Source organism: Caulobacter sp. HJHS_5, from assembly GCF_056683955.1.
Genome location: NZ_JBWZNC010000001.1, coordinates 508,010 through 524,306, shown reverse-complemented (window position 1 = coordinate 524,306; position 16,297 = coordinate 508,010). Strand labels below are relative to the sequence as shown.

Annotated in this window: 15 protein-coding genes; all 15 read left to right on the top strand. The window is 68.4% G+C overall.

The features are described 5' to 3' along the window. Positions 1 to 270: 270 nt before the first annotated feature. The 15 genes from proS to rseP all read left to right on the top strand — a co-directional run bounded on the left by proS (position 271) and on the right by rseP (position 16,292). Complete coding sequence (gene proS, locus ACFLIT_RS02720) at positions 271 to 1,599, top strand: proline--tRNA ligase (protein ID WP_479909634.1); 1,329 nt, start codon at positions 271 to 273, stop codon at positions 1,597 to 1,599. Further along, positions 1,596 to 2,864 (top strand): lipoprotein-releasing ABC transporter permease subunit, encoded by a 1,269-nt coding sequence (locus tag ACFLIT_RS02715; protein WP_479909633.1) that lies wholly within the window; start codon positions 1,596 to 1,598, stop codon positions 2,862 to 2,864. The genes proS and ACFLIT_RS02715 overlap by 4 nt, the downstream gene beginning before the upstream one ends. Continuing rightward, on the top strand, positions 2,857 to 3,552 hold the full coding sequence (locus tag ACFLIT_RS02710) for an ABC transporter ATP-binding protein (RefSeq protein ID WP_479909632.1): 696 nt from the start codon (positions 2,857 to 2,859) through the stop codon (positions 3,550 to 3,552). The genes ACFLIT_RS02715 and ACFLIT_RS02710 overlap by 8 nt, the downstream gene beginning before the upstream one ends. 165 nt (positions 3,553 to 3,717) lie before the next feature. Continuing rightward, entirely contained in the window at positions 3,718 to 3,807 is a 90-nt protein-coding gene (gene sidA / locus ACFLIT_RS02705) for a cell division inhibitor SidA (protein WP_479909631.1), read from the top strand. 91 nt (positions 3,808 to 3,898) lie between these two features. Beyond that, positions 3,899 to 7,348 carry a DNA polymerase III subunit alpha gene (gene dnaE / locus ACFLIT_RS02700; protein WP_479909813.1) on the top strand — a complete coding sequence of 1,150 codons (3,450 nt, stop codon included), beginning with the start codon at positions 3,899 to 3,901 and terminating at the stop codon, positions 7,346 to 7,348. 34 nt (positions 7,349 to 7,382) lie between these two features. Continuing rightward, on the top strand, positions 7,383 to 7,739 hold the full coding sequence (locus ACFLIT_RS02695; protein WP_479909630.1) for a GFA family protein: 357 nt from the start codon (positions 7,383 to 7,385) through the stop codon (positions 7,737 to 7,739). 1 nt (position 7,740) lies between these two features. Next, positions 7,741 to 8,661, top strand: coding sequence for a hypothetical protein (locus tag ACFLIT_RS02690; RefSeq protein ID WP_479909629.1), 921 nt, complete (start codon positions 7,741 to 7,743; stop codon positions 8,659 to 8,661). Between the two features lie 172 nt (positions 8,662 to 8,833). Beyond that, on the top strand, positions 8,834 to 9,703 hold the full coding sequence (gene rpsB / locus ACFLIT_RS02685) for a 30S ribosomal protein S2 (protein WP_479909628.1): 870 nt from the start codon (positions 8,834 to 8,836) through the stop codon (positions 9,701 to 9,703). A 149-nt stretch (positions 9,704 to 9,852) separates the two neighbouring features. Next, positions 9,853 to 10,785 carry a translation elongation factor Ts gene (gene tsf, locus ACFLIT_RS02680; protein WP_479909627.1) on the top strand — a complete coding sequence of 311 codons (933 nt, stop codon included), beginning with the start codon at positions 9,853 to 9,855 and terminating at the stop codon, positions 10,783 to 10,785. Positions 10,786 to 10,896: 111 nt separating this feature from the next. After that, positions 10,897 to 11,670: a UMP kinase gene (gene pyrH / locus ACFLIT_RS02675; protein ID WP_479909626.1), complete on the top strand. Its 774-nt coding sequence runs from the start codon at positions 10,897 to 10,899 to the stop codon at positions 11,668 to 11,670. A 24-nt stretch (positions 11,671 to 11,694) separates the two neighbouring features. Further along, positions 11,695 to 12,258 (top strand): ribosome recycling factor, encoded by a 564-nt coding sequence (frr, locus tag ACFLIT_RS02670; protein ID WP_479909625.1) that lies wholly within the window; start codon positions 11,695 to 11,697, stop codon positions 12,256 to 12,258. A 35-nt stretch (positions 12,259 to 12,293) separates the two neighbouring features. Further along, entirely contained in the window at positions 12,294 to 13,052 is a 759-nt protein-coding gene (gene uppS, locus ACFLIT_RS02665; protein ID WP_479909624.1) for a polyprenyl diphosphate synthase, read from the top strand. After that, positions 13,030 to 13,875: a phosphatidate cytidylyltransferase gene (locus ACFLIT_RS02660; protein WP_479909623.1), complete on the top strand. Its 846-nt coding sequence runs from the start codon at positions 13,030 to 13,032 to the stop codon at positions 13,873 to 13,875. Before uppS ends, ACFLIT_RS02660 begins: the two co-directional genes overlap by 23 nt. Beyond that, complete coding sequence (locus ACFLIT_RS02655; RefSeq protein ID WP_479909622.1) at positions 13,863 to 15,056, top strand: 1-deoxy-D-xylulose-5-phosphate reductoisomerase; 1,194 nt, start codon at positions 13,863 to 13,865, stop codon at positions 15,054 to 15,056. The genes ACFLIT_RS02660 and ACFLIT_RS02655 overlap by 13 nt, the downstream gene beginning before the upstream one ends. Before the next feature lie 18 nt (positions 15,057 to 15,074). Next, the gene (gene rseP, locus ACFLIT_RS02650; RefSeq protein ID WP_479909621.1) at positions 15,075 to 16,292 is read left to right on the top strand and encodes an RIP metalloprotease RseP; all 1,218 of its coding nucleotides are present in this window, start codon (positions 15,075 to 15,077) and stop codon (positions 16,290 to 16,292) included. Positions 16,293 to 16,297 lie beyond the last annotated feature (5 nt).

The window sequence follows — 16,297 nt, the reverse complement described above, 5'->3', positions numbered from 1 at the left end:
ATGGACTGAGCGATCATGCCCCGAAAGCCGCATTCGCGTGGGAAATCCGCCCGCCGGTCGCCGACCGTTCTAGGCTCGACGCATGGGTTGGTTCGCCAGCCCGCCTCCAGCGTTTTCCCCGATGATCCACCTTCCGGCCGCGCAGTCTCTGCGCGGCCTTCTTTTTAGCGCCATTCGTTTGCCAAGCTGCCGGGGCGAGGGCTATCTGACCCCTCCGTAGTCTTGGCCTTCCGTAATCTTGGCCCTCCGTAATCTTGGGATGCCCGCCGCATGCGCCTGTCGCGTTATTTCCTTCCCGTTCTGAAGGAAGCCCCTGCCGACGCCCAGATCGTCTCGCACCAGCTGATGCTGCGCGCGGGGATGATCCGCCAGGAGGCCGCGGGGATCTACGCCTGGCTGCCGCTTGGCCTGGCCGTGCTGCGCAGGGTCGAGCAGATCGTCCGTGAGGAGATGAACCGCGCCGGCGCCGTAGAGCTCCTGATGCCCACGCTGCAGCTGGCGGATCTCTGGCGCGAGTCCGGGCGTTACGACGCCTACGGTCCGGAAATGCTGCGCATCGTCGACCGCCATGAGCGCGAGCTGCTGTACGGGCCGACGAACGAAGAGATGGTCACCGAGATCTTCCGGTCCTACGTGAAGAGCTACAAGGACCTGCCGACCAACCTCTACCACGTGCAGTGGAAGTTCCGCGACGAGCGCCGTCCGCGCTTCGGCGTCATGCGCGGCCGCGAGTTCCTGATGAAGGACGCCTACAGCTTCGACGTCGACGAGGCGGGCGCGCGGGCGGCCTACAACCGCATGTTCGTGGCCTATCTGAACCTCTTCGCCCGCATGGGCCTGAAGGCCGTGCCGATGCGCGCCGACACCGGCCCGATCGGCGGCGATCTTTCCCATGAGTTCATCGTCCTGGCCGAGACCGGCGAGAGCGCCGTGTTCTGCCACAAGGACCTCGTCGAGATGCCGGCCCCCGGCGGCGACCTCGACTGGTACGGCGATCTGCAACCCATCGTCGACGGCCGCACCGCCCTCTATGCGGCGACCGAGGAAATGCACGACGAGGCGGCCTTCGAGGCCATCCCCGAGGGCGACCGCCTCTCGGCCCGCGGCATCGAGGTCGGCCACATCTTCTACTTCGGCGAGAAGTATTCGAAGCCGATGAAGGCCCTGGTCACCGGCCCGGACGGCGTCGACAAGCCCGTCCACATGGGCAGCTACGGCGTCGGCGTCTCGCGCCTTCTGGGCGCGATCATCGAAGCCAGCCATGACGACGCGGGCATCATCTGGCCGGAAAGCGTCGCCCCCTTCGACGTGGTGCTGATCAACATGCGCCCCGGCGACGAGGCCTGCGACAAGGCCTGCGACGAAGCCTACGCCGCCCTGACCAAGGCCGGCCGCGCGGTGCTCTACGACGACACCGACGACCGCGCCGGCGCCAAGTTCGCCCGCGCCGACCTGATCGGCGTGCCGCGCCAGCTGATCGTCGGGCCCAAGAGCCTGGCGGAAGGCAATGTGGAACTGAAGGTGCGCGCCACCGGCGAGCGGACCACCGCCCCGATCCAGAGCGTCATCGCCGACCTGTCACGGGTCGCTGACGCTTGAGCCCCGCGCCCTTCTCCTCCTGGGAGCGATCGGTCGCCGGCCGCTATCTGCGCACCAAGCGCAAGAACGGCGGCGTGGCGCTGATCTCGATCATCAGCTTCGTCGGCATCATGCTGGCGGTGGCGGTGCTGATCATCGTCATGAGCGTGATGAACGGCTTCCGTCAGGAGCTGCTCAGCCGCATGCTCGGCTTCAACGGCGACGCCTACGTTCAGGGCCCGATGCTGGCCGGGCCGCAGCGCGACGCGACGGTCGCCCGGGTCAAGACCGTGCCCGGCGTGGTGCAGGCCATGCCGGTGATCGAGGCCCAGACCATGATGATCGGCCCGTCGCAGATCAGCGGCGCCATCATCCGCGGGGTCAGCGCGGCGGACCTGAAGTCGATCAGCCTGGTGGCCAACGGCATCAAGCGCGGCTCGCTCGACGGCTTCGGCGAGGGCGAATACGGCGGCGATCTGGTGGTGCTCGGCGAGGGCCTGGCCCAGACGCTCGGCGTGAAGCCGGGCGACCCGGTGACCCTGATCTCGCCGTCCGGCGCCTCGACCGCCTTCGGCAGCTCTATGCGGCAGAAGGACTACACCGTCGCGGCGGTCTTCAACGTCGGCATGAGCCAGTACGACAGCGCCTTCGCCTTCATGCCCTTCGAGCAGGCGCAGCTGTTCTTCGGGCGCGACGACTCGGCCGACTTCATCGAGGCCAAGCTGACCAATTCCGACCTCGCCAAAGGCTTGAAGCCCAAGCTCGCCGAGGTCGCCGGGCGCGGCGCCATCGTCACCGACTGGACCGACAAGAACCAGTCGTTCTTCACCGCCCTGCAGGTGGAGCACAATGTCATGCGCCTGATCCTGTTCATGATCGTGGCCATCGCGGCGATGAACATCATCAGCGGCCTCGTCATGCTGGTGAAGAACAAGGGCCGCGACATCGCCATCCTGCGCACCATGGGGGCGGGGCAGGGGTCCATCCTGCGCATCTTCATCATGGCCGGCGGCGCGGTGGGCGTGCTCGGCACCCTGGCCGGCTTGGTGCTGGGCGTGCTGTTCTGCACCTACATCGCCGAGATCCAGCAGTTCGTGGAATGGGTGACCGGCACCTCGGTGTTCAGCGCCGACATCTATTTCCTCAGCCACATTCCGGCGAAGATCGACTGGCGCGAGATCGCCGGCATCCTGTTCTTCACCCTCCTGATGTCGTTCCTCGCCACCCTCGGGCCGGCGTGGCGCGCCTCGCGCATCGATCCGGTGGAGGCGCTCCGCTATGAGTAGCGCCAAGCCTGTTCTGCAACTGCGCGGCCTGAAGCGCACCTACGTCACCGGCTCCGGCTCGCTGCCGGTGCTGAAGGGCGTCGACCTGGACGTCTACCCCGGCGAAATCGTCGGCCTGATCGGCCCCTCCGGTTCCGGCAAGTCCAGCCTGCTGCACGCCGCCGGCCTGCTGGAGCACCCCGACGCCGGCCAGATCATCCTCGATGGCCAGGACTGCTCGAACCTGAACGAGGCCGCTCGCACCCGCGTGCGCCTGGCCACCGTCGGCTTCGTCTACCAGTTCCACCACCTGCTGCCGGAGTTCTCCGCCCTGGAGAACGTGGCCATGCCCGCGCGCATCGCCGGCCGGTCGTGGGGCGACGCGAGGAAGCGCGCCGAGGGCCTGCTCGGCCAGCTCGGGCTCGCCGCCCGCGTCGACCACCAACCCGCCCAGCTGTCGGGCGGCGAGCAGCAGCGCGTCGCCGTCGCCCGCGCCCTGGCCAACAACCCGAAAGTCCTGCTCGCCGACGAGCCGACCGGCAACCTCGACCCCACCACCTCGGGCTCGGTGTTCCAGTCGCTCTACGACCTGGCCCGCAGCACCGGCGTCTCGGCCCTCATCGCCACGCACAATCTCGAGCTGGCGCATCACATGGACCGGGTATTCGCCCTGACCGACGGCCATCTGGAGCCGTGGACGGCGCCCTGACGGGGCGCCGCCGCTCCCAGGAACCATCGCCACATTGCTTTCACGCCCGGCCTTCGCCAGGGCGAGCGCGCCTCCGCGCGCTACGTCCGAAGCTGACGTAGCGCTGCTATTGACTGTTCCACATTCGTTCCACTAGAACGTACACAGAACAATCAGGGGGCTCCCATGGTCCGCATCGCTTATGAATTCCTGTCGCTGGTCTCGGTGGTGAGCTTCGTCGCGATGGTCTGCACCGTCGCCAGTCAGGTCGCCTAGGGCGATTCAACGGCGCGGCGACGCGCGGAAACCTGTGGGCGCGGCGATGACGCGTGATCGCAACCGGCTCGACTCCGGCTATGGTCCCTGGATGCCCGATCCTGAGACCGCGCCCGCCCAGACCGGCTTCGTCCACCTGAGGGTCCGCTCGGCCTATTCGCTGCTCGAAGGGGCGATCAAGGCCGACGCCATCGGCAAGCTGGCGGCCCAGAACGAGATGCCGGCGGTCGCCCTGACCGACCGGGCCAATCTCTTCGGCGCGTTGGAATTCTCCGTCATCACCAAGGATACGGGCGTGCAGCCGATCATCGGCTGCGCCCTGCCGATCACCGGCCTCGGCGAAGGCCCGCCAGAGCGCTGGGCCCGCACCCCGACCATCGTCCTCCTGGCCCAGAACGAGAAGGGCTACCTCAACCTCGCCCACCTCTCGTCCCTGGCCTATCTCGAAGGCGGCGAGATGGCCGAGCCCAGCGTGCCCTGGGCGCGTGTCGCCGAGTTTTCCGAGGGCATGATCCTGCTCTCCGGCGGTCCGGACGGACCGGTCGATCCGCTGTTCGCAGCCGGGCGCACGACGGACGGCAACGCCGCCCTGGCCGAAATGCAGCGGGTGTTCGCCGACCGCTTCTATGTCGAACTGCAGCGCCACCACGCGGCGCCCGAAGCCGCCGCCGAGCCGGCGCTGGTGGCCTGGGCCTATGAGCACGACGTCCCGCTGGTCGCCACCAACGACGTCTATTTCCCCACCGCCAAGATGCACGAGGCGCACGACGCCCTGCTGTGCATCTCCGACGGCGCCTTCGTCGGCCAGGACGAGCGCCGGCGCGTCTCGCCCGACCATTGGTTCAAGCCGGCGGCGGACATGCGCGAGCTGTTCTCCGACCTGCCGGAGGCTTGCGACAACACCCTGGAGATCGCGCGGCGCTGCGCCTTCATGGTCAAGAAGCGCGACCCGATCCTGCCGCGCTTCCCCACCGGCGACGGCCGCTCGGAAGACGAGGAACTGGCGCACCAGGCGCGCGAGGGGCTGAAGATGCGGCTCGAGGGCCTGACCCTTGCCGTGCCCGAGGAGGACTACTGGGCCCGCCTCGACCGCGAGGTCGGCATCATCCAGAAGATGGGCTTCTCCGGCTACTTCCTGATCGTGTCGGACTTCATCAAGTGGTCCAAGGCGCACGGGATTCCGGTGGGGCCGGGGCGGGGCTCCGGCGCCGGCTCGCTGGTCGCCTGGGCGCTGACCATCACCGGTCTCGATCCGCTGCGCTTCGGCCTGCTGTTCGAGCGCTTCCTCAATCCGGAGCGGGTCTCGATGCCCGACTTCGATATCGACTTCTGCCAGGAGCGCCGCGAGGAGGTGATCTCCTACGTGCAGGGCAAGTACGGCCGCGACCGCGTGGCCCAGATCATCACCTTCGGCACCCTGCAGGCCCGCGCCGTGCTGCGCGACACCGGCCGGGTGATGCAGCTCCCGCTCGGCCTGGTCGACCGGCTCTGCAAGATGGTGCCGAACAACCCGGCCAATCCGGTGACCCTGGCCCAGGCCATCACCATCGAGCCCCGTCTGCAGGAGGCCAAGCGCAACGATCCCGCCGTCGACGCCTGCCTGACCGTCGCCCTGCAGCTGGAAGGCCTGTTCCGCAACGCCTCGACCCACGCCGCCGGCGTCGTCATCGGCGACCGGCCGCTCACCGAGCTGACGCCGCTCTACAAGGACCCGCGCTCCGAGCTGCCGGCCACCCAGTTCAACATGAAGTGGGTCGAGAGCGCCGGCCTGGTGAAGTTCGACTTCCTGGGCCTGAAGACCCTCACCGTGCTCGACCGCGCCGAGAAGCACCTCTTGAAGCGCGGCGCGGCGGTCGACCTGCAGCGCCTGGCGCTGGACGACGCGCCGACCTACGAGCTGATGGCCTCGGGCCAGACGGTCGGCGTGTTCCAGCTGGAAAGCCAGGGCATGCGCGACACCCTGCGCAAGATGCGCTGCGGCTCCATCGAGGAGATCACCGCCCTGATCTCGCTCTACCGGCCGGGCCCGATGGACAACATCGACGCCTTCGTCGACTGCAAGTTCGGCCGCAAGCCCATGGACACCCTGCACCCCTCGCTGGAGCCGGTGCTGAAGGAGACCTACGGCATCATCGTCTACCAGGAGCAGGTGATGCAGATCGCCCAGATCCTGGCCGGCTACAGCCTCGGCGAAGCCGACCTGCTGCGCCGGGCGATGGGCAAGAAGAAGAAGGAGGAGATGGACCAGCAGAAGGTCCGTTTCGTCGCCGGCGCCTCGGAGAAGGGCGTGCCGGAGAAGCAGTCGGACAGCATCTTCGAACTGGTGGCAAAGTTCGCCGGCTACGGCTTCAACAAGTCGCACGCCGCCGCCTACGCCATGATCAGCTACCAGACCGGCTGGCTGAAGGCGAACGCGCCCGTCGAGTTCTTCGCGGCCTCGATGAGCCTCGATATCTCCAACACCGACAAGCTGGCGGTGTTCTACCAGGACGCCCGCCGCTTCAACGTCACCGTGCGCGCGCCCGACGTGAACCGCTCGGGCGCCGACTTCGAGGTGGAGGACGGCGAGGTGCTCTACGCGCTCGGCGCCGTCCGCAACGTCGGCCTACAGGCGATGGAGCATCTGGTGGCCGTGCGCCAGGAGGGCGGGCCGTTCCGCGACCTGTTCGACTTCCTCGAACGCGTCGATCCCAAGCAGGTCAACAAGCGGGCGCTGGAAAACCTGGCCCGGGCCGGGGCGCTCGACAGTCTGCACCCCAACCGCGCCCAGATTCTGGCCGCCGCCGACAGCCTCACCGCCTACGCCCAGAGCGTGGCCGCCGAGCGCGCGTCCGCGCAGGTCAGCCTGTTCGGCGCCGAGCAGGCCGACGCCGCCCGGCCGCGCCTGCCCAAGGTCGAGGCCTGGGGCCAGGTCGAGCAACTGGACGAGGAACTGGCCGCTGTCGGCTTCTACCTGACCGGTCACCCGCTGCAGGACATGGTCGAGGTGCTGCGTCGCCGCCGCACCACCATGCTGACCGACGCCCTGGTCGAGGCCGAAGCCGGCAAGGAGGCCTTCCGCATGTGCGGCATGGTCCGCCGCCGGCAGGAGCGGGCGGGGCAGAGCGGCGACCGCTTCGCCTTCGTCTCCCTCTCCGATCCGACCGGCGAGTACGAGGTGCTGTTCCCGCCGGAATCCCTGCGCAAGTGCCGCGATGTGCTGGAGCCGGGCAAAGCGGTGTCGATCAAGGTCCGCGCCAAGGCCCGCGACGGCGAGGTGCGTTTCTTCGGAGACGACGCCGAGCCGATCGAGCGCGCCATCGAGCACGCCACCGCCGCCCTGCGTGTGCACGTCTCCACCCAGTCGGCCGAGATCGAGGCGCTGAAGAAGCGGCTGCTGCAGGCCGAGGCCCAGTCCGGCGGCGGCGAGGTGCTGCTGGTCGCCTCGCTCGGCGGCGGCCGCGAGATCGAGATGAAGCTTCCAGGGCGCTATACCCTCAGCGCCTCCCTGCGCGGCGCGCTGAAGACCGCGCCGGGAGTGAGTTTCCTGGAAGACGCGTAGAAGCCGTCAAACCAAGGCCCTGGGAGGGGACGTCATGGCGATGCAGGAATACCAAGGCGGCTGTCAGTGCGGCGCCGTCCGCTTCAAGGCCGAGGTCGATCTCGACGGCCTGATCGTCTGCAACTGCTCGCGCTGCGGCCGAACGGGGGCGATCATGGCCTTCACCGCGCCCGACAAGTTCGAGCTGACGGCCGGGGAGGGGGCGACGCGCGAATACGTGTTCAACACCGGCAAGATCCACCACCCGTTCTGCACCACCTGCGGCATCGAGGCCTATGGCCATGGCGAGGGGCCGCGCGGCCCGATGGTGATGGTCAACGCCCGCTGCATCGACGACGTCGACGTCCACACGCTCCAAGCCAAGCCGTTCGACGGCAAGAATAAGCTCTAGCATGCCGGCTCGCCGATTGAGCGCCCTGGCCTTGGCGTTGAGCCTCGTCGCCGCGCCGGCCTGGGCCGCCGACTACACGACCGTCCTCGACCTGCCGGCCGGGACGAAGATCGATTTTTCCGTCCAGCGAACCCGGTCGGGCGGAGCCTTCCCGCGGCCGATGACGGCGACCTTCCACTACCGTCAGGAGATCGAGCCGACCCGAAAGGGCTACCGGGTTCGCCAGAAGATGACCGGCGCCGAGTTCCCGCCAGAGGTGTCGCCCGCCGAGCGGGCGAGCGCCGAACAGGCCGCCGCCGTGGTGGCCGACATCGCCTACGAGGCCGGACCCGATCTCGCGCCGCTTCGCGTCGAGGACTGGAAGGGCCTGGTCGATCGCATGGCCAAGGCCGCCGGCGCGCGGGACGATCGGCTCGTCGAAGTCACGCGGCGCGCCCTGGGCCGCATGACGGCCGAGACGGCGGCGCAAGCGCTCATGCGCGAGCAGCAGATGTCCGCCTCGATGCAGAACGCCGAGCTCGAACTCGGCCTGACCCTGAACGACACGCAGGATGTGCCCAATCCCCTGGGCGGCCCGCCGATCGCCAGCACCTATTCGATCCGGCTCGAGAGCCTGGACAAGGCGGCCGGGCGGGCGGTGATCGCCACCCGCCAATCCCTCGACCCCGACTCCGCGAGCGCGAGCGTGAAGGCGGTCGTGGAGGCCCTGGCCAAACAGGCGCGCGGAGACGCGTCGGTCAAGCTGCCGCCGGCCGATTTCAAGATCGAACGGACCTTCGAATGCCGCTCGACGATGGACCTCGCCACCGGCCTGGCGCTCGATACCGATTGCACCCAGACCGTGACCATGCTCGACGAGGCGCTGACGGCGGTGAAGCAGGTCGACCGTTGGGTGATCACCCAAAAGCTCGTCGCCCCTTAGGCGTCCCGCTCAACGTCCTTGATTTTTGAACCTTTTGCGCCTATTTGCGCCGCCATCACGCACGTGAGGCGTTCGGCGGGCGCGGGTCAATCCCCGCGCCTTGTCCGTTCCGGTCCCCGCAAGACGGGGGTTTGCTTCACGGAGGATCGAACCGGAAGAAGGAATTAGGTTCATGGCACTGCCCGACGTTTCTATGCGCCAACTGCTCGAAGCCGGCGCCCACTTCGGCCACCAGACGCACCGCTGGAACCCGAAGATGGACCGCTACATCTTCGGCTCGCGCGCCAACATCCACATCATCGACCTGTCGCAGTCGGTTCCGCTGCTGCACCAGGCCCTGGTCGCCGTTCGCGACGTCGCCGCCAAGGGCGGCCGCGTGCTGTTCGTCGGCACCAAGCGCCAGGCGTCGGACCCGGTGGCCGCGGCCGCCAAGCGCTGCGCCCAATACTATGTGAACCACCGCTGGCTCGGCGGCACCCTGACCAACTGGCGCACCATCTCGGGTTCGATCGCCCGCCTGCGCGAGCTGGAAGGCGTCCTCAGCGGCGGTGAAAGCGGCCGTTCCAAGAAGGAACTGCTGAACCTCACCCGCGAAGCCGAGAAGCTCGAGCTGTCGCTCGGCGGCATCAAGGACATGGGCGGCATTCCGGACATCATGTTCGTGATCGACACCAACAAGGAAGCGATCGCGATCCTGGAAGCCCGCAAGCTGAACATCCCGGTGGTGGCGATCCTCGACACCAACTCGGATCCGGACGGCATCACCTACCCGATCCCGGGTAACGACGACGCCGCTCGCGCCCTGCAGCTGTACTGCGACCTCGTCGCCGACGCCGTGCTCGACGGCCTGGCCGCCGGCCAAGCCAACTCGGGCGTCGACCTGGGCGCCTCGGTGGCCCCGGTCGAACCGACCCTGGCCCGCGAACTGACCCCGGAGCCGGTGGCTGAAGCCGCCGCCGCCCCGGTCGAGGCTCCGGCCGAGGCCCAGGCCAACACTGAAGCGGCGCTCGACGCCGCGGCCGAAGAGCCCGCCGCCTCCTAAGCGTTTCGGCGGGCGCTTCGCCCGCCGCGTTTGGCCGAGCTTGCGGGAGGCGCTCGAATTCGCGAGCGCCGCTCATCGGCACATCAAACTGTCATGGGCGCAGGGCTATCCGCCTTGCGCCCGCCCACTTGTGAATCGGAGAGAGAGCCATGGCTGAGATCACGGCTGCGCTGGTGAAAGACCTGCGCGAAAAGTCCGGCGCCGGCATGATGGATTGCAAGAAGGCGCTCGTTGAGAACGACGGCGACGTCAACGCCTCCATCGACTGGCTGCGCGCCAAGGGCCTGTCCAAGGCCGCCAAGAAGTCCGACCGCGTGGCTGCCGAAGGCCTCGTGGCCGTCGCGGTGCGCGACGACGGCGCCGGCCAGACCGCCGCGGTGGTCGAGGTCAACGCCGAGACCGACTTCGTGGCCCGTAACGAGCTGTTCCAGGCCGCGGCCCGCAAGATCGCGGTCGCCGCGCTCGACGCCGACGGCGTCGAAGCCATCAACACCGCGCCCGTCGAGGGCGAGGAGTCGGTGCAGGCGATGCTGACCAACCTGATCGCCAACATCGGCGAGAACATGATGGTCCGCCGCTCGGCCAAGTTCGCGGTCAGCGAAGGCGCCGTCGCGACCTACGTCCACAACGCGGTCGCGCCGGGCCTCGGCAAGATCGGCGTGCTGGTCGCCATCGAAGGCGCCGGCGACAAGGCCGAGATCTCGGCCCTGGGCAAGAAGATCGCCATGCACGTGGCGGCCACCTCGCCCCTGTCGCTGTCGTCCGACGACCTCGACCCGGCCGCGATCGAAAAGGAACGCGCGGTCCTGACCGAGAAGGCCAAGGAAGAAGGCCGTCCGGAAGCGATGATCGCCAAGATCGTCGAAGGTCAGATCGCCAAGTTCCAGCGTGAAGTCGTGCTGCTGAAGCAGCCCTTCGTCATGAACCCGGACCAGACGGTCGAGCAGCTCGTCGCCGAAACCGGCAAGGCGCTCGGCTCGACCCTCACCGTGAAGGGCTTCGTGCGCCTCGCCCTCGGCGAAGGCGTCGAGAAGCCGGTCGACGACTTCGCCGCCGAAGTCGCTTCGATGATGGGCCAATAAGCCCGTCCGTATGCTCTAAAGGGGGCGCGGCCTGTTCTCGGGCCGCGCCCTTCTTTATGCTCGCGCCACCTGCCTGTTGCCTTTGACGACGACTCCTCAGAGAGCTCATCCATGCCCTCCGACATCGCCGCAGCTACCGACACGAGCCCGATCCTTTCCGAGGCTCGGGGGAAGACCCCGCTCCGCTACAAGCGCATTCTCTATAAGGTCTCCGGCGAGGTGCTGATGGGCGACACGCCCTTCGGCATCGACATGAACACGGTCCACCGCGTGGCCGAGGACATCAAGGAGATCGTCGATCAGGGCGTCGAGCTCTGCCTGGTGATCGGCGGCGGCAACATCTTTCGCGGCCTGGCCGGCGCGGCCAAGGGCATGGAGCGCTCCAGCGCCGACTACATGGGCATGTTGGCCACGGTGATGAACGCCCTGGCCGTGCAGGACGCCCTGGAGCAGATCGGCGTCTCCACCCGCGTGCAGTCGGCCATTCCGATGGCCACGGTCTGCGAGCCCTATATCCGCCGCCGGGCCCTGCGCCATCTTGAGAAGGGCCGCGTGGTGATCTTCGCCGCCGGCACCGGCAGCCCGTACTTCACCACCGACACCACCGCCGCCCTGCGCGCGGCCGAAATGGATTGCGAAGCTCTGCTGAAGGGCACCAGCGTCGACGGCGTCTACACCGCCGATCCCAAGAAGGATCCGTCGGCCGAACGGTTCGACACCCTCAGCCACCAGGAAGTGCTGACCCGCGATCTGCGCGTGATGGACGCCTCGGCCATCGCCATGATGCGTGACAACGGCATTCCGATCATCGTCTTCTCGATCAAGGAGCGCGGCAATCTGCTGCGCGTGCTCGCCGGCGAAGGCGTGCACACCACGATCGCCTGACCGAAACTGACAGGAGAGCCGAAAATGGCCGCCGAGAAGCCCGTACTGTCGAAGTACAAGGATCGCATGGACAAGGCGATCAGCGCGCTGAAGGAGGAGTTCGCCTCCCTGCGCACCGGCCGCGCTTCGGCCAGCCTGCTCGATCAGGTGATGGTCGAAGCCTACGGCGCCACCTCGCCCATCACCGCCGTGGCGGCCGTCTCGGTGCCCGAGCCGCGCTCAATCACCGTCAGCGTCTGGGACAAGGGCGTGGTGGTGAACGTCGAAAAGGCGATCCGCGCTTCGGGCCTCGGCCTCAACCCGGTGGTCGAGGGCACGACCCTGCGGATTCCGATCCCGCCGCTCACCGAGGAACGCCGCAAGGATCTGGCCAAGCTGGCCGGGAAATATTCCGAGCAGCAGAAGATCGCCGTGCGCAACGTGCGCCGCGACGCCAACGACGACCTGAAGAAGGCCGAGAAGGACGGCGCCATCGCCGAGGACGAACGCAAGCGAATGGAGACCGAGGTCCAGAAGCTGACCGACGAAGCGGTCAAGCGCATCGACGAGACCTTGAAAACCAAGGAACAAGAGATCATGCAGGTTTGAGCGGCCGCTCCGGTACCGCGTTCGAGGAAGGCGATATGCCGACGACGACCGGCCACGCAGCGACCCCGCCGGCCGCGCCGCTGCATGCCGCCATCATCATGGACGGCAACGGGCGTTGGGCGAAGCGGCGGGCGCTGCCGCGCATCCTCGGCCACCGGGCCGGGGTCCAGGCGCTTCGACGCACCGTCGAGGCGGCGCCGGAGTGCGGCGTCGGCGTACTGACCGTCTACGGCTTCTCCACCGAGAACTGGCGCCGGCCCGAGACGGAGGTCTCCGAGCTCATGGGCCTGATGAAGACCTTCGTCGACAACGACCTGGAGCAGCTGTCGCGCGAAGGCGTGAAGGTGCGCATCCTCGGCCGCCGCGAAGGCCTCAAGCCCGACATCGTCCGGATCATCGAGCGCGCCGAGGCGCGCACGGCCGAGAACAGCCGCTTCCTGCTGCAGGTGGCGTTCAACTACGGCGGCCAGAGCGACATCGTCGACGCCGCGCGGCGGTTCGCGCAAGCCGTGGAGCGGGGCGAGGCGAGGGCGGCCGACCTCGATGAGGCGACGCTGGAGCGCGGCCTGTCGACGGCGGGCGTTCCGCACCCGGACCTGATCGTCCGCACCAGCGGCGAACGCCGGCTCTCGAATTTCCTCCTGTGGGAAAGCGCCTACGCGGAGTTGATTTTCCAGGACGTGCTGTGGCCGGACTACGGCGCGGAACACCTGAAGGCCGCGGTGGCCGAATTCAATAAACGTGAGCGCCGCTACGGCGGGACCACGGTCGATGACGTCTACGCCGCCGGCTAAGCGTTTCAACTGGCGTAATCTGGGCATCCGCGCGGCGACCGCGGCGGTGCTGATTCCGGCCGTCGTCGGCGTGGTTTTCTACGGCGGCCCCCTGTTCCTGCTGCTGGTCGTCATCGCGGTGGCGCTGCTGTCCTACGAATGGGGCGCCATGTGCGCGCCGCGCACGCCGATCCGCGTGGCCCTGGGGGTCGGGGCGCCGGTGATGCTGGCGGTCGGCCTCGCCTACGCCGGGCATAACTTGTGGGCCTGGACGGCGGTGCTGATCGGGGCCGCCTTATGCGCCTTCGTCGCCAAGGGGCGGCTGGAGCGCCGCGCCGACGCGGCCTATGGCGTGATCTACATCGCCCCGGCCTGCGTCAGCCTCATCTGGATCCGCAACGAGGCCGACGGCGTCTTCTGGACCCTGTTGGCCTTCGCCGTCTCCTGGGCCGCCGACAGCGCCGCCTTCGCTGTCGGCAGCGTGCTGAAGGGGCCGAAGCTCTGGCCGCGGTTCTCGCCCAACAAGACCTGGTCCGGCTTCTTCGGCGGCCTCGTGGCGGCGGCGGCGGCCGGCGCCGCCATGGCCTTGATCGCCATGGCCTCGCCGATCATCGACGCCCGCATCATCCCGCCCGCGGCGGCCCTGGTGGGCTTGCTCGGCGGCCTCGCCACCATGGCCGGCGACCTCTGGGAATCGGCCATCAAGCGCCGTTTCGGGGTGAAGGACAGCGGCGACCTGATCCCGGGCCACGGCGGCCTGCTGGACCGCGTCGACGGCTTCCTGTTCTGCGTCATCATCATCGCCCTCGCGCGACTGGTCGATCATTTCGGATGGGGACATTGAGCGCGATGCGCCGCGTGGTGGTTCTGGGCTCGACCGGTTCGGTCGGGGTTTCGACGCTCGACCTGTTCGACAAGGCCGAGGCCGAGGTCGAGGTCCTGGCGCTCACCGGCGGCTGCAATGTCGAGCGCCTGGCCGAACAGGCCCGCCGCTGGCGTCCCTCGCTGGCCGTGATCGCCGATGAAGCCCGCTACCCGGACCTGAAGGCCCGGCTGCAGGGCTCGGGCGTCGAGGTCGCCGCCGGCGCCGACGCCGTGCGCGACGCCGCGGCCATGGGCGCCGACTGGGCGATGAGCGCCATCGTCGGCTCGGCGGGCCTGGCGCCCACCCTGGCGGCCGCCCGCACCGGCGCCGTGGTGGCCCTGGCCAACAAGGAAAGCCTCGTCTGCGCCGGCCCGGCCCTGCTGCGCGCCGCCAAGGCGGCGGGCGGCGTGGTGATCCCGGTCGATTCGGAGCACTCGGCGATCTTCCAGGTGCTGCAGCCCGGCAATCAGGTGGCGCGGCTGATTCTCACCGCCTCGGGTGGCCCGTTCCGCACCTGGACGCGCGAGCAGATGGCCGAGGCGACCCCGGGCCAGGCCGTCGCCCATCCCAACTGGAGCATGGGCGCCAAGATCTCGGTGGATTCGGCGACCATGATGAACAAGGGGCTCGAGATGATCGAGGCCTCCTACCTGTTCGACACGCCGGGCGACCGCATCGATGTGCTGGTGCACCCGCAGTCGGTGATCCACAGCCTGGTGGAGTACGCCGACGGCTCGACCCTGGCCCAGCTCGGTCCGCCCGACATGCGCGCGCCCATCGCCTACGCCTTCGGTTGGCCGCGCCGCATCGCCTGGCCGGCCCCGCAGCTCGATCTGGCGACCATCGGCCAACTGACGTTCGAGGCGCCCGATGCGACGCGCTTCCCCGCCATCGACCTGGCCCGCGCCGCGCTGAAGGCGGGCGGGGGCGCGCCGGCGGCGATGAACGCCGCCAACGAGGTGGCCGTGGCCGCCTTCCTTGACCGCCGAATTGGCTTTCTTGATATTGCCATGATCGTAGCCGAAACCCTCGAAGGCCTGAACGGTGGGGGTGGCGAGTTGCGGGATGGGGCGGACGAAGATGCGCTCGAAAGCGCGATGATGGTCGACCGAAGCGCCAGGCGTGTCGCGTCCGACGTCATCGACCGTCGGCGCAGTTGATGGAACCCTGAACGCGGCATGATTCATTTTCTGCAGACCGCCGTCTCCTACGTGGTGCCCTTCCTGCTGGTGCTGACCCTGGTCATCACCATCCATGAGCTCGGGCACTTCTGGGCGGCCAAGGCCTTCGGCACGGCCATCGAGCGGTTCTCCATCGGCTTCGGCAAGGCGATCTTCAGTCGCCGTGACCGCGACGGCGTCGAGTGGCGCGTCGGGTGGATTCCGCTGGGCGGCTACGTGAAGTTCGCCGGCGACGCCAACGCCGCCTCGGTGCCGGACACCGACGACCTCGACCACATGCGCCAGTGGGTGGTGAAGCACGAGGGCGCCGAGGGGCTGAACAAGTACCTCCACTTCAAGCCGCTGTGGCAGCGCGCCATCGTCGTAGCCGCCGGCCCCTTCGCCAACTTCTTCCTCGCCATCGCCCTGTTCGCCGTCCTGCTGATGACCGTGGGCGAAACCACGCTGTCGGCGCGGGTCACCAGCGTTCTGCCGGGCAGCGTGGCCGAGCAGGCCGGTTTCAAGGCCGGCGACGTGATCCTCAAGACCGACGGCCGCAAGGTCGACAGCTTCCAGGACGTTCAGCAGTACGTGATGCTGCGCGCCGGGGTGCCGATCACCTTCGTCGTCGACCGCGACGGTACGCCCCTGGCCATCGACGCCACGCCGGCCCGCAAGCGGGTCGCCACGCCGACGGGCGGCGACATGGAGGTGGGGGCCATCGGCCTGGCCAACCAGCCGCGCCGCGAAGACGTGCGCCACGTGCGCTACAACCCCATCGCCGCGATCGGCGGCGGCGTGGTCCGCACCTGGGACGTCCTGGATACGACCTTCTACTACCTCGGCCGTCTCGTGACCGGGCAGGTCTCGGCCGAACAGCTCGGCGGGCCGCTCGGCATCGCCCAGGTTTCCGGCGCCGCCGCCAAGGCGGGCGGGGATGGGGCGCCGGACGCGATTCAGTGGATGCTCGGCGCGGGCGTGGCCCTCACGGGCCTGGCCGCCATGCTGTCGGTCAGCGTCGGCTTCATGAATCTGCTGCCGATTCCGGTGCTGGATGGTGGCCATCTGCTGTTTTACGCCTATGAAGCCGTGGCTCGCCGGCCACTCGGCGCGAAGGCCCAGGCGGCCGGTTATCGCGTCGGGCTTGCGTTGCTGCTTAGTTTCATGCTGTTCGCCACCTGGAATGACCTGCAGCGCCTGCGTGTGTTCAGTTTCCTCGGCGGACTGTTTTCGTAAGGCGC

Excerpts from the sequence above, each read along its gene's own strand:
- ACFLIT_RS02710 (WP_479909632.1), top strand. The coding sequence starts at position 2,857 with ATGAGTAGCGCCAAGCCTGTTCTGCAACTGCGCGGCCTGAAGCGCACC.
- pyrH (WP_479909626.1), top strand. The coding sequence starts at position 10,897 with ATGCCCTCCGACATCGCCGCAGCTACCGACACGAGCCCGATCCTTTCC.
- uppS (WP_479909624.1), top strand. The coding sequence starts at position 12,294 with ATGCCGACGACGACCGGCCACGCAGCGACCCCGCCGGCCGCGCCGCTG.
- frr (WP_479909625.1), top strand. The coding sequence starts at position 11,695 with ATGGCCGCCGAGAAGCCCGTACTGTCGAAGTACAAGGATCGCATGGAC.
- proS (WP_479909634.1), top strand. The coding sequence starts at position 271 with ATGCGCCTGTCGCGTTATTTCCTTCCCGTTCTGAAGGAAGCCCCTGCC.
- ACFLIT_RS02690 (WP_479909629.1), top strand. The coding sequence starts at position 7,741 with ATGCCGGCTCGCCGATTGAGCGCCCTGGCCTTGGCGTTGAGCCTCGTC.
- ACFLIT_RS02655 (WP_479909622.1), top strand. The coding sequence starts at position 13,863 with ATGGGGACATTGAGCGCGATGCGCCGCGTGGTGGTTCTGGGCTCGACC.
- ACFLIT_RS02660 (WP_479909623.1), top strand. The coding sequence starts at position 13,030 with ATGACGTCTACGCCGCCGGCTAAGCGTTTCAACTGGCGTAATCTGGGC.
- rseP (WP_479909621.1), top strand. The coding sequence starts at position 15,075 with ATGATTCATTTTCTGCAGACCGCCGTCTCCTACGTGGTGCCCTTCCTG.
- ACFLIT_RS02695 (WP_479909630.1), top strand. The coding sequence starts at position 7,383 with ATGGCGATGCAGGAATACCAAGGCGGCTGTCAGTGCGGCGCCGTCCGC.
- tsf (WP_479909627.1), top strand. The coding sequence starts at position 9,853 with ATGGCTGAGATCACGGCTGCGCTGGTGAAAGACCTGCGCGAAAAGTCC.
- sidA (WP_479909631.1), top strand. The coding sequence starts at position 3,718 with ATGGTCCGCATCGCTTATGAATTCCTGTCGCTGGTCTCGGTGGTGAGC.
- dnaE (WP_479909813.1), top strand. The coding sequence starts at position 3,899 with ATGCCCGATCCTGAGACCGCGCCCGCCCAGACCGGCTTCGTCCACCTG.
- rpsB (WP_479909628.1), top strand. The coding sequence starts at position 8,834 with ATGGCACTGCCCGACGTTTCTATGCGCCAACTGCTCGAAGCCGGCGCC.